Origin of the sequence: Cyanobium sp. ATX 6A2, assembly GCF_024346355.1 — a bacterium.
Classification (GTDB): Bacteria; Cyanobacteriota; Cyanobacteriia; order PCC-6307; family Cyanobiaceae; genus NIES-981.
Genome location: NZ_JAGQCU010000002.1, coordinates 77,325 through 89,028, shown reverse-complemented (window position 1 = coordinate 89,028; position 11,704 = coordinate 77,325). Strand labels below are relative to the sequence as shown.

Sequence of the window (11,704 nt, the reverse complement as noted above, 5' to 3'; positions counted from 1 at the left end):
CTCCGCGGGGCGTCGCTGCGGCAACGGCCAAGCCCGGGGCGGCAGCCGACGTTGCAAGTGTTCACTGCAGCGGTCACCCGGACGCCTTAATTTCCTCCCTGACCCCTGCCGGTTCGTCTGGCAGCATCCGTTGCGCCATGGGCGTCCAGCCCATCAACGCCTTCGGCGTTGAGCCATCAGACCGGAGCCCACCCTTGATTCCCCCGCTCTGTCGACAGCAGCCCCTGCACTTCATCGGTGTCGGCGGGATCGGCATGTCGGCACTGGCCGGAATCCTGGCGGAGCGGGGCCATCGGGTGAGCGGCTCCGACCGGCGTGACAGCGCGGTGCTGGAGCGGCTGCGTCAACTGGGGGTGCGGGTGTTCCTGGAGCAGACCGCGGCCACCCTGGAGGCCGTGGGCAGTGGCACTGACCAGCCCCCCCTGGTGGTGATCAGTTCGGCGGTGCCGGACTCCAACCCCGAGCTGGGCGAGGCCCGGCGTCTGGGCCTGACCATCTGCCATCGCTCCGATGTGCTGGCGGCCCTGATCAATGATCAACCCGCCATCGCCGTGGCCGGCAGCCACGGCAAAACCACCACCAGCACCCTGGTGGCCAGCCTGCTGGCCGCCACCGGCCAGGACCCCACAGCGGTGATCGGTGGTGTGGTGCCCGCCTTCGGCAGCAACGGCCGCCATGGCGCCGGCCGGCTGCTGGTGGCCGAGGCGGATGAATCCGATGGCTCGCTGGTGAAGTTCCGGCCCGAGCTCGGCGTGCTCACCAATGTGGAGCTCGACCACACGGATCACTACCCCGATCTCGATGCCCTGATCGCCACCCTGCAGCGTTTCGCCCGGGGCAGCCGCCGGCTGCTCGCCAACCGCGACTGCCCGATCCTGCGGGAGCACTTCGAGGCCGGCCACTGGTGGTCGACGACGTCGCCCGAGGGGGTGGACTTCGCCGCCATCGCCATCGAGGAACGGGGGGATGGCAGCCGGGTGGCCTACTACGAGCAGGGAGAGCTGGTGGGCCATCTGGATCTGCCCCTCCCCGGCCGGCACAACCTCAGCAACGCCGCCGCCGCCCTGGCCGCCTGCCGGTTGGAGGGGGTGGCCTTCAGCGCCCTGGCCGAGGCCGTCTCCGGCCTGCGGCCGCCGGGGCGGCGCTTCGACCCGCGCGGCGTCTGGAACGGCCGCCTGGTGGTGGACGACTACGCCCATCACCCCAGTGAAGTGGCCGCCACCCTGGCGATGGCGCGGCTGATGGTGACCAGCGGCCGCAGCCCCCTGCCCGCCCCCCCGCAGCGCCTGGTGGCGGTGTTCCAGCCCCATCGCTACAGCCGCACGGCCCAGTTCCTCGAGGAGTTCGCCGCGGCCCTGGCCCAGGCTGACGCCGTGCACATTGCCCCCCTCTACGCCGCCGGTGAGCAGCCGATCGAGGGGGTGGACAGTGAGGCTCTGGCAGCAGCCGTGCGCCGACTGGCGCCGGCGTTGCGGGTGAGCGCGGCCGCCAGCATGGACGAGCTGGCGGAGACCATCAGCCGGGAGACCGCTGCCGGCGATCTGGTGCTGGCCATGGGCGCCGGCGATGTGAACAGCCTCTGGGATCGCCTCAGCAGCCCCTCCACCGACCTGAGGGAGCTCGTGGCCTAGCCCTGCCATGGCCGCTTCCGTGAGCCCATCGCCGAGCCTGCGCCAATGCCTGCGTCCCGCTGTGGCCCTGCGGGACTTCACCACCTGGAAGGTGGGCGGAGAGGCCGAGTGGTTCGCCGAACCCGCCGGCAGCGCCGAGCTGCAGGCCCTGCTGCGCTGGCGCCTCGAGGCCGACCTGCCCCTGCACTGCCTGGGAGCCGGCTCCAACCTGCTGATCGCCGACAGCGGCCTGGCGGGGCTGTGCCTGTGCCTGCGCCGGCTCCAGGGCAGCCGCCTCGATGGGCGGGAGGGCTGGGTGGAGGCCGAGGCCGGTGAGCCCATCCCCACCCTGGCCCGCAAGGCCGCCCGGGCGGGGCTGAGCGGGCTGGAATGGGCCGTGGGCATCCCCGGCACGGTGGGCGGTGCGGCCGTGATGAATGCCGGCGCCCAGGGGGGCTGCACGGCCGAGTGGCTGCACTCCCTGCGGGTGCTGGATCCAGCCCGCCCGGACCAGCCCTTCACCCTGGAGGCCAGCGAGCTGGCCTTCGCCTACCGCCACAGCCGCCTGCAGCAGGAGCCCCTGGTGGTGCTCTCAGCGCGCTTCCGCCTTGAACCGGGCCACGATCCGGCCACGGTCACGGCCCGCACCAGCGCCAACCTGCACAGCCGCACCAGCACCCAGCCCTACCAGCAGCCCAGCTGTGGCAGCGTGTTTCGCAATCCCGAACCGCAGAAGGCGGGCCGGTTGATCGAAGACCTGGGCCTCAAGGGGCTGAGCATCGGCGGCGCCCAGGTGTCTCCGATCCACGCCAACTTCATCGTCAACACCGGCAACGCCACGGCGGCCGACATCGACGCCCTCATCGCCGCCGTGCAGGAGCGGGTGGAAGCCGCCCACCAGCTGCGGCTGCACACCGAGGTGAAGCGGCTGGGATTCTGAGCCCCACGCCAGCGCTTAGCCTTCGGCAAACGATTCCCCAGGCATGGCCGGCTTCGGACTTCCCAACTTCGGACAGCTCACCGAAGCCTTCAAGAAGGCCCAGGAACTGCAGCAGAACGCCCAGAAGCTCCAGGAGGAACTGGATGCCATGGAACTGGAGGGCTGCAGCGCCGATGGCCGCGCCAGCGTCTGGCTTTCGGGTAACCAGCAGCCCCTCAAGGTGCGCCTGGCACCGGAGCTGGTGGCCGAGGGGGCCGGCAGCTGCGAGGCCGCCGTCCTGGAGGCCCTGCAGGCGGCCTACGAAACCTCCACCGGCACCATGAAGGGCCGCATGGAGGAGCTCACCGGCGGACTCAACCTCAATCTTCCCGGCGCCGGGGGCTGAGACCCTGGGGACCCTCAGCCCCCGGCGCCGGTCTGCTCGGCGCTGCTCTCGCGCCCCAGCCGTTGCCGCCGGCTGCGTCGGGACGGCTGGCGCAAGCGGGGATCGAGCCTCGGCTCAAGGCGATTGCCCCGGCGCCTGAGGTCCGGCTGCTCGGAGCCACTGGCGGCCCCGGAGCGCTGCTGTGCTGCCAGCTGCGCCTGAATCTGCTCCAGGCAGTGGTGGTAGTGGAGCTGGCGATCCCAGGGCTCGGCGGCAACACAGCCCGGTTCGCCCCCCCGGTGCAGGCAGTTGCTGAAGCGGCAGTGCCCCCCGCTGAGGCGCTGGCGCAACTCCGGGAACAGCGCCGCCAGGGCCGCTGGATCAGCCGGCAGCTCGGGCCGGTTAAAGCCGGGCGTGTCAGCCACCAGGGCGCCGGGAGCGAGGGCGAACAGTTCCACGTGGCGGGTGGTGTGGCGGCCCCGCTGGAGGCGGCCGGATACGGGCCCCACCCGCAGCTCCAGGGCAGGACTGAGGCTGTTGAGCAGGCTGCTCTTGCCCACGCCGGAGGGGCCGCAGAGCACGGCGATGCCGGCCTGGGCGAGGCGACGGCGCAGCGGCTCCAGGCCCAGACCGCTGCGCTCGGACACCGCCAGCGGGTCGTACCCCCAGCCCCGAACCCGGGTGCACCAGGCCTCCACCTGCAGCGGGGGCAGCAGATCCGCCTTGGAGAACACCAGCTCCACGGCCCGGCCGCTGGCCTCGGCGGTGATCAGGAAGCGGGTGAGCTGCAGTGGGTCAGGGCGTGGCTCCGCCAGAGCCACCACCACCACCACCCGCGACACGTTGGCCACGGCCGGTCTGACCAGCAGCGAGGAGCGCGGCTGCACGGCAGCCACGGCGCCGCGGCCGCCAGCCCAGTCGATGCCCTCCAGGTGCACCCGATCCCCGGCACAGATGCTCTGGCCGCCCTTGGCCAGACGGCTGCGGCGGGTGCAGAGCAGCCGCCGCAGCCCTCCGGGCCCGGCCTGCTCCAGATCCACCCAGCAGTAATTGGCCTGCAGGGCCACCACCATCCCGCTGCCGGTGCACGGATACGGGCAGGGATCAGCCGCCATGGCGGCGCACCAGCAGGCGCACGGCCGCCGGTGCGGGAGGGGGGTCGCCACTGGGCTGGGCTGGCTGCTGCGGGTCCACCAGCTGCACCTGGTGGCCGGCCTGGCGCAGGCCCTCGGCCACCATCTGCTCCGGTTCGCCGCCATCGAGATCCACCTGCAGCCAGGCCCCGGGTTCGAGCGCCTCGAGGGCCAGCCGGGAGCGGATGAAGTTGAGCGGGCAGGGGGTGCCGCGCAGGTCCAGACAGGTGCTGGGGGTGGGCAATGGCATCAGTCGCGATGACCGAACAGGCCGCCGAACAGGCCGCTCTTGTGCGGATGCTTGTGACCCTTGCTGGTGTGGTGGCCGGCCAGCTCCTCGAGCAGCTCGCGCTCGTGGTCGTTGATCTTGGTGGGCAACTGAACCTTGACGCTAAACTGGTGGTTGCCGCGAGCCACGGGGTTGCCGAGCTTCGGCACCCCCTTGGCCTGCAGGCTGAGCACGGCGCCGGGTTGGGTGCCGGCCGGGATCGGCAGCTGCTCGTGGCCGTCCACGGTCTCCACCTCGATCGTGTCGCCGAGGATCGCCTGCAGGTAGTTGAGCGTGACCTCCGACTGGATGGTGATGCCATCGCGGCGCAGGTGGGGATGGGGCTGCACGCTCAGGAACACGTAGAGGTCGCCGGCAGGGCCGCCTCGCTGGCCGGCGTTGCCCTCATGGGCCACCCGCAGGCGGGTGCCGGAGTCGACGCCGGCGGGAATGTTGATGCGCAGTTTCTTGCGCACCTGCTGAACCCCCTGACCGCCACAGGCGGTGCAGGGATCGGCGATCACCTCGCCGCTGCCCTCACAGGTGGGGCAGGTGGTGACCTGGGTGAAGCTGCCGAAGGGGGTGCGGGTGGCGCGGCGCACCTGGCCCGCACCGCCGCAGGTGGTGCAGGTGGTGGGCCCACTGCCGGCCTTGGCGCCGCTGCCGTTGCAGGTGTTGCAGGTTTCCAGGTGGCGGATCTGCACCTCCTTCTCGATCCCGAACACCGCCTCCTGAAAGCTGATGGTGAGGTCGAGGCGCAGATCGTCACCCTGGCGCGGACCGCGGCGCCGCGGTCCGCCGCCGGCCGCCCCACCGAAGCCGCTGAAGAAGGTTTCGAACAGATCGGCGAAACCGCCCACATCGCCCATGTCCGGCATGCCGGCGGCGCCACCCAGGCCGGCTTCACCGAACTGGTCGTAGCGGGCGCGCGTCTGGGGATCACTGAGCACCTCGTAGGCGCGGCCGATGTCCTTGAAGCGCTCCTCGGCGCCCGGATCCTTGTTGATGTCGGGGTGATACTGACGCGCCAGACGCCGGTAGGCCCGCTTGAGGCTGTCGGCGTCGGCGTCCCGGCTGACCCCGAGCAGGTCGTAGTAATCGGCCATGGATCAGGAGTCGGAGGTGGGCACCCCGGCGGCGCCATCGGCCGGTGCGGCGGCGGCGGCCGGAGGGGCCCCGGACCCTGCGCCGGGGCCGGGGCCCATGGACACCTTGACCAGGGCGTGGCGCAGCACGCGGCCGTTGAGCTGATAGCCGCGCTGCAGCTCGGCGATCACCACGTCTTCGGGGTGGTCATGGCTCTCTTCCCGCAGCACCGCCTCGTGCAGGCTGGGATCGAACGGCTCGCCCTCCACCCGCATCGGCGAGACGCCCAGCTGCTTGAACACCTCCACCAACTGCTTGTAGAGCCCCTGGTAGCTGCGGTGGAGATTCTGGGCCTCCTCGTGCTCGGGGGTGAGCTGCTGGCGGGCGCGCTCGAAGTTGTCCACCACCGGCAGGATCTCACTGAGAGTGCTGCAGGTGATCTGCACGCGCTGGTCGTCCTGGTCACGGCTCTGGCGTTTGCGGAAATTGTCGAAGTCCGCCGCCAGGCGCATGTATTGGCTGTTGAGGTTGTCGTGCTCGGCCCTCAGGGCCGCGAGCTGGGCCTCAAGCCGGGCGGCCCGCTCGGCTGGATCGGCGTCGCTGGGATCAACCGCAGGATCGGCGCCGGCAGCCTCCGCGGGACCACTGCTGGCGAACGGCGCCTCAGGGACACCGCCACCCGGGAGGGTGTCGTGCCCCCCCTGGCTCCCGGCCGCGGCCCCCTGGAGTGGCTGCTGCAGATCAGCTCCGGCACTGGACTCGGGCCCCACCGCAGGTTCTCCACTCATGGCTGACAAGCGCACTGTTTGGTTCTAGACATGTTGGAACTTGAGGGGCTCACCCCACAAGCGGGGGAAGCCCGCACCTTCGGCGCATGACCTTCACTCCGTCCAGGCCCGTACTGGAAGCCGTCAGTGCCGCCCAGCAACGCCTGGAGATCGAGCTGCTGCGCGGGGAGCCGGTGCTCAGCGCCGAACAGCTCCAACCCGAACTGCTCAACAACACGGTTCTCCCCCTGGAGCGCTGGTTGCAGCTGGGTGCCTGCCCGGCCGGCGAGCCCGAGGCCGGGCACCTGCCCGTGGCAGTGCCGAGTCACTGGGACCAGGAGCAGCGCCAGCAGCTCGCCAGCGAGCTGAACCGCAAGGGCTACATGCCCGAATTCCGCCTCGCCCTCAGCCCGGACATCCAGGAGGCCCTGGGCCGCACCCTGGAGATCCCGGAGGCCACCATCCCCCTGCACTCGCTCACCGACGAGCTCGGTCTGCGCACAGACAGCGAAGAGCTGCAGGAGATCTCCGACCTCGAGGATCTGGAGGCCGACCTGGCCAGGGCGGCTGGCGATGCCAACACCTCGCCGATCATCAATCTGGTGAACCGGCTCCTGGTGGAGGCCCTCAGCGTCGAGGCGAGTGACATCCACATCGAGCCCCAGGAGCACACCCTGGAGGTGCGCTTCCGGCTGGACGGGGTGCTGCAGAAGCGCTTCGAGGATCTGCCCCGGAGCCTCACCCCGGCCGTCACCTCCAGGGTGAAGATCATGGCCGACCTGGACATCGCCGAACGGCGCATGCCCCAGGACGGTCGCATCCGGCGCCGCTTCCGCGGCCGTCGCATGGACTTCCGGGTGAGCACCCTGCCCAGCCGCAACGGCGAGAAGGTTGTGCTGCGGCTGCTGGACAGCGGCGCCACCGAGCTGGGTCTCAACAAGCTGATCACCGACCCCGAGGCCAGACAGACCCTGCGCACCATGGGCTCCAAGCCCTACGGCATGGTGCTGGTGACCGGGCCGACGGGCTCGGGAAAATCCACCACCCTCTACGCCCTGCTGGCGGAGCGCAACGATCCGGGCATCAACATCTCCACCGTGGAGGACCCGATCGAATACACCCTCCCCGGCATCACCCAAACGCAGGTGAACCGGGAGAAGGGATTTGACTTCGCCACCGCTCTGCGGGCCTTCATGCGCCAGGACCCGGATGTGCTGCTGGTGGGGGAGACGCGCGACCTGGAAACCGCCAAGACCGCCATGGAGGCGGCCCTCACCGGCCACCTGGTGATGACCACCCTGCACTGCAACGACGCCCCCAGCGCCATCGCCCGGCTTGATGAGATGGGCGTGGAACCCTTCCTGGTGAGCGCGTCGCTGCTGGGGGTGATCTCCCAGCGCCTGGTGCGGCGGGTGTGCAACGCCTGCCGCATCCCCTACCACCCCGGCCCGGAGGAACTCGGCCGCTTCGGGATGGTGGGCGGTCAGGAAGCCGAGGTCACCTTCCACCGGGCCAACACCACCCACGTGGGCATGGAGGGATGCTGTCCGGTGTGCAATGGCACCGGTTACAAGGGCCGCATCGGCGTGTTCGAGATCCTGCGCATGAACGACGAGCTCTCGGCGGCGATCGCCAGACGCCAGAGCACCGATGTGCTGCGCCGCATGGCCCTGGAAACCGGCATGAGAACCCTGCTGGGTTACGGGCTGCAGCTGGTGCGGGAGGGTCATACCACCCTGGCGGAGGTGGAGCGTGTCCTGCTCACCGATTCCAGCCTGGAGAGCGAGCGCCGGGCCCGATCCCTGAATTCCCAGACCTGCAACACCTGCGGTGCAGGACTGCGCGAAGAGTGGCTTGAATGTCCCTACTGCCTCACGAGCACCCAGCTCTGAGCTCCGCCGTTTCAGGTTCCCCATGGCCGTGATGATCGAAGACCTGATGAGCCAGCTCGTTGCCGACGGCGGCAGCGACCTGCACATCAGCGCCGGCTTGCCCCCCTACGGCCGCTTCAACGGCCAGCTCAGGCCGATCCAGGACGAGCGGCTGGACAGTGATGCCTGCAACAAGCTGATCTTCTCGCTGCTCAACAATTCCCAGCGCAAGCAGCTGGAGCAGAACTGGGAGCTCGACTGCTCCTACGGCCTGCGGGGGGTGGCGCGCTTCCGGGTGAACGTGTTCCGCCAACGCGGCACCTACGCGGCCAGCCTGCGGGCCCTGGGCAATGACATTCCCAGCATGCAGGCCCTGGGCCTGCCGCCGATCGTGGAGGAGACCAGCCGTCTGCCGAAGGGTCTGGTGCTGGTAACCGGACCGACGGGCTCGGGCAAGACCACCACTCTGGCGGCGATCCTGGATCACATCAACAAAACACGCGCCGAGCACATCATCACGATCGAGGATCCGATCGAATTCACCTACCGATCCGACAAGAGCGTCGTGCACCAGCGGCAGGTGCACGACGACACCCGCAGCTTCGCCAACGCGCTGCGCGCCTCGCTGCGCGAAGATCCTGACGTGATCCTGGTGGGAGAATTGCGCGATCTGGAGATCATCCAGCTGGCGATCACCGCTGCCGAAACAGGTCACCTGGTGTTAGGAACCCTGCACACCAGCTCCGCCGCCCAGACGGTGGACCGCATGGTGGATGTGTTTCCCGCCGGCCAGCAGACCCAGATCCGCGTGCAGCTCAGCACCAGCCTGGCCGCGGTGTTTGCCCAGACCCTCTGCGTGCGCCACAACCCCGCCCCGGGGGAACTGGGCCGGGTCATGGCCCAGGAGATCATGATCAACAACCCCGCCGTCGCCAACCTGATCCGCGAGGGCAAGACAGCCCAGCTTTACTCCCAGATCCAGACGGGCGGGCAGATGGCCATGCAGACCCTGGAGAAGGCCCTGGCCGATCTGGTGGTGGCCAACCAGGTGACCATGGATGAGGCCCTCTCGAAGAGCACCAAGCCCGAGGAGCTGAAGCGTCTGATCACCCAGCTGAGCTGATCCCCCTGCGTCGATCGCCGCCCAGGCCCAACCCATGCCCACCTTCACCGCCAGTTACACCAACAGCCGGGGCAAGACCCAGGACATCGACGTCGATGCCGGTGATGCCCTGCAGGCCAAACGCCGCCTGCGCCAGCGCGGCATCCGGGTCACCGACATCAAGGTCAAACCGCAAAGCTCGGCCAGCAGCCTGCGCGCCCAGCGGGAACTGAATCAGAAGCTGCGGTTCTCGGGTCTGAAGAGCGTCTTCGAACGCCGGCCTGGCATCAAGCACAGGGCCGTATTCGCCAGCAAGATGGGCGCCCTGGTGAGCACCGGGGTGCCGATCATCCGCAGCATCGATCTGATGGCGTCGCAGCAGAAGCTGCCGATGTTCAAGCGAGCTCTGGAATCGGTGAGCCTGGAGCTGAACCAGGGCAACAGCCTCGGCACGGCGATGCGCGCTTGGCCGAAGGTGTTTGATCGCCTCACGATCGCCATGGTGGAGGCCGGTGAAGCCGGCGGTGTGCTCGATGAAGCCCTGCGCAGGCTGGGCCAGCTGCTGGAGCAGAACGCCAGATTGCAGAACAAGATCAAGGGAGCATTGGCCTACCCGATCGCCGTTCTGGTGATTGCGATCGCGGTATTTCTGGGGATGATGCTGTTCATCATCCCGATCTTCGCCGACCTCTATGCCCAGCTGGGCGGCGAGCTGCCTGCATTCACGCTGTTCTTCGTGAACGTCAGCAACCTGCTGCGCTCGAGTGCCGCCCTGTTCCTGGCTGCCGGTCTGGCACTGGCCATCTTTGTGCTGGTGCGGTTTTACAAAACCCATTACGGGCGGCGGCGCATCGACGCCCTGATGCTGAAACTGCCGCTGTTCGGCGACCTCATCCAGAAAACCGCCACGGCGCGCTTCTGCCGCACCTTCAGTTCTCTGACCCGGGCCGGGGTGCCGATCCTGCTCTCCCTCGATGTGGTGCGCGAGATCACCGGCAACTCGATCATTGCCGACACCATTGCCAACAGCCGCGAGGATGTGATGCAGGGGATTCCCCTGAGCGTGGCCCTGGGGCGTACGAAGGCCTTTCCCGATCTGGCTCTGAGCATGCTCTCGATCGGCGAGGAAACCGGTGAGATGGACACGATGTTGTCCAAGGTCGCCGATTTCTACGAAGATGAAGTGGAAAATGCCACCAAGGCCCTCACCTCCCTGCTGGAACCTCTGATGATCATCGTTGTGGGGGGAATCGTGGGTGTGATTCTTGTGGCCATGTATCTGCCCATATTCAACATCTTCGACCAGATCCGCTGAGCTGGTCCGCCAGGGCCATGCCGGCGATCCAGCCGGAGGTCCAGCAGTGCTGGAAGTTGAAGCCGCCAGTGATGCCATCCACATCCAGCAGCTCGCCCACGAGGGAAAGCCCGGGTTGCAGCCGGCTCGCCATCGTGGCCAGATTCACCTCCGCGAGGGGAACGCCGCCGGCGGTGACGAACTCCTCGCCGAAGGGTCCCCGGCCGCTCACCGCATAGACGGAATTCCGCAGGGCGCTGATCAGATGGCGCTGCTGCTCCCGGGTGAGATCGGCCCAGCGACGCTCGGGCTCCACGCCGCTCCTGGTGAGCAGGTGCTGCCAGAGGCGGCGACTCAGCTCCGGCCAGGGCCGGGCACTGGCCAGCTGGCGGCGGGCCTGGGAGGAGCGGGCCTGCTGGACCAGCTGCTCCAGATCCGCCTGGGAGCGGCCACCGCTCCAGTCAACCCGCAGCCGGGCCCGGTAGCGGCTGGTGTGCAGCTGGCGGGCGGCGAAGGCCGTGAGCCGCAGGGTGGCCGGCCCGCTGAGGCCCCAGTGGGTGATCAGCACCGGCCCGCGCTGCCGCTGGCTGCCGCCATCGGGCAGCTCCAGAATCAGGCCCACCGGATCCATCGCCACACCGGCCAGGGCCAGCAGGGGCTCGCCGGCCAGGGCCAGGGTGAACAGGGAGGGCACCGGCGGCACCAGGCTGTGGCCAAGGGCCGCCGCCAGGCGGCGACCACTGGGATGGCTGCCGGTGGCCAGCACCAGCTGTCCTGCCGTGAGCGGCTGGGGCTCCCCCCGCAGCTCCAGCGCGAAGCCCTCCGCAACAGGTGCCACCGCCTGCAGGGCCAGGCCGGTGTGCAGCGTCACCCCGGCCCTGGCGGCGGCGCGCCGCAGGGTGTCCACCACCGAGCTGGAGCGGTTGGAGCGGGGAAACAGGCGGCCGTCGGGCTCCTCCACCAGCTCCAGGCCGTGATCCTGAAACCAGGCCAGGGCATCCCCCGCCGCGAACCGGGAAAAGGGACCGCGCAGCGCCCTGCTGCCCCGGGGGTAGTGCGCCACCAGCTCGCGGGGATCCCAGCAGGCGTGCGTGACGTTGCAGCGGCCGCCGCCGCTGATGCGCACCTTGGCCAGGGGCTCGGGGGTGGCCTCCAGCAGATGCACGCCTTGCACACCGGCCTCGGCAGCGACGATCGCGGCCATGAACCCGGCCGGACCACCACCGGCAACCACCACCGGCAACCGCTCAGGATGCATGGCTGGGCAGC

The 11,704-nt window shown here is 69.3% G+C and carries 11 protein-coding genes; 6 read left to right on the top strand and 5 right to left on the bottom strand.

Annotation, left to right across the window (positions count from 1 at the left end; all coding sequences use genetic code 11):
- The first annotated feature begins 197 nt into the window (after nt 1-197).
- From murC to KBY96_RS03020, 3 genes are read left to right on the top strand one after another with little or no spacing between them, the layout of a single operon-like run.
- On the top strand, nt 198-1,631 hold the full coding sequence (murC, locus tag KBY96_RS03030) for a UDP-N-acetylmuramate--L-alanine ligase (RefSeq protein WP_254977895.1): 1,434 nt from the start codon (nt 198-200) through the stop codon (nt 1,629-1,631).
- 7 nt (nt 1,632-1,638) lie between these two features.
- Nucleotides 1,639-2,550, top strand: a complete 912-nt coding sequence (gene murB, locus KBY96_RS03025; protein ID WP_254977742.1) for a UDP-N-acetylmuramate dehydrogenase — start codon at nt 1,639-1,641, stop codon at nt 2,548-2,550.
- Nucleotides 2,551-2,593: 43 nt separating this feature from the next.
- Nucleotides 2,594-2,935 carry a YbaB/EbfC family nucleoid-associated protein gene (locus KBY96_RS03020; RefSeq protein ID WP_254977741.1) on the top strand — a complete coding sequence of 114 codons (342 nt, stop codon included), beginning with the start codon at nt 2,594-2,596 and terminating at the stop codon, nt 2,933-2,935.
- 14 nt (nt 2,936-2,949) lie between these two features.
- On the opposite strand, the gene rsgA is transcribed toward KBY96_RS03020, so the two are convergent.
- From rsgA to grpE, 4 genes are read right to left on the bottom strand one after another with little or no spacing between them, the layout of a single operon-like run.
- Nucleotides 2,950-4,029, bottom strand: coding sequence for a ribosome small subunit-dependent GTPase A (gene rsgA, locus KBY96_RS03015; RefSeq protein ID WP_254977740.1), 1,080 nt, complete (start codon nt 4,027-4,029; stop codon nt 2,950-2,952).
- A complete protein-coding gene (locus KBY96_RS03010; protein ID WP_254977739.1) occupies nt 4,019-4,297 on the bottom strand; it encodes a sulfurtransferase TusA family protein in 279 nt (92 codons plus the stop codon). The genes rsgA and KBY96_RS03010 overlap by 11 nt, the downstream gene beginning before the upstream one ends.
- Entirely contained in the window at nt 4,297-5,421 is a 1,125-nt protein-coding gene (gene dnaJ, locus KBY96_RS03005) for a molecular chaperone DnaJ (protein ID WP_254977738.1), read from the bottom strand. The genes KBY96_RS03010 and dnaJ overlap by 1 nt, the downstream gene beginning before the upstream one ends.
- A 3-nt stretch (nt 5,422-5,424) precedes the next feature.
- The gene (grpE, locus tag KBY96_RS03000) at nt 5,425-6,189 is read right to left on the bottom strand and encodes a nucleotide exchange factor GrpE (protein WP_254977737.1); all 765 of its coding nucleotides are present in this window, start codon (nt 6,187-6,189) and stop codon (nt 5,425-5,427) included.
- Between the two features lie 86 nt (nt 6,190-6,275).
- Between grpE and KBY96_RS02995 the strand changes: the two genes are divergently transcribed.
- From KBY96_RS02995 to KBY96_RS02985, 3 genes are read left to right on the top strand one after another with little or no spacing between them, the layout of a single operon-like run.
- Nucleotides 6,276-8,060, top strand: coding sequence for a GspE/PulE family protein (locus tag KBY96_RS02995; RefSeq protein ID WP_254977736.1), 1,785 nt, complete (start codon nt 6,276-6,278; stop codon nt 8,058-8,060).
- Between the two features lie 22 nt (nt 8,061-8,082).
- Nucleotides 8,083-9,162, top strand: a complete 1,080-nt coding sequence (locus KBY96_RS02990) for a type IV pilus twitching motility protein PilT (protein WP_254977735.1) — start codon at nt 8,083-8,085, stop codon at nt 9,160-9,162.
- Between the two features lie 34 nt (nt 9,163-9,196).
- Nucleotides 9,197-10,456 carry a type II secretion system F family protein gene (locus KBY96_RS02985; protein WP_254977734.1) on the top strand — a complete coding sequence of 420 codons (1,260 nt, stop codon included), beginning with the start codon at nt 9,197-9,199 and terminating at the stop codon, nt 10,454-10,456.
- Here the strand turns inward: KBY96_RS02985 and KBY96_RS02980 are convergent.
- On the bottom strand, nt 10,431-11,693 hold the full coding sequence (locus KBY96_RS02980) for an NAD(P)/FAD-dependent oxidoreductase (protein WP_254977733.1): 1,263 nt from the start codon (nt 11,691-11,693) through the stop codon (nt 10,431-10,433). The genes KBY96_RS02985 and KBY96_RS02980 overlap by 26 nt on opposite strands.
- Between the last annotated feature and the right edge of the window lie 11 nt (nt 11,694-11,704).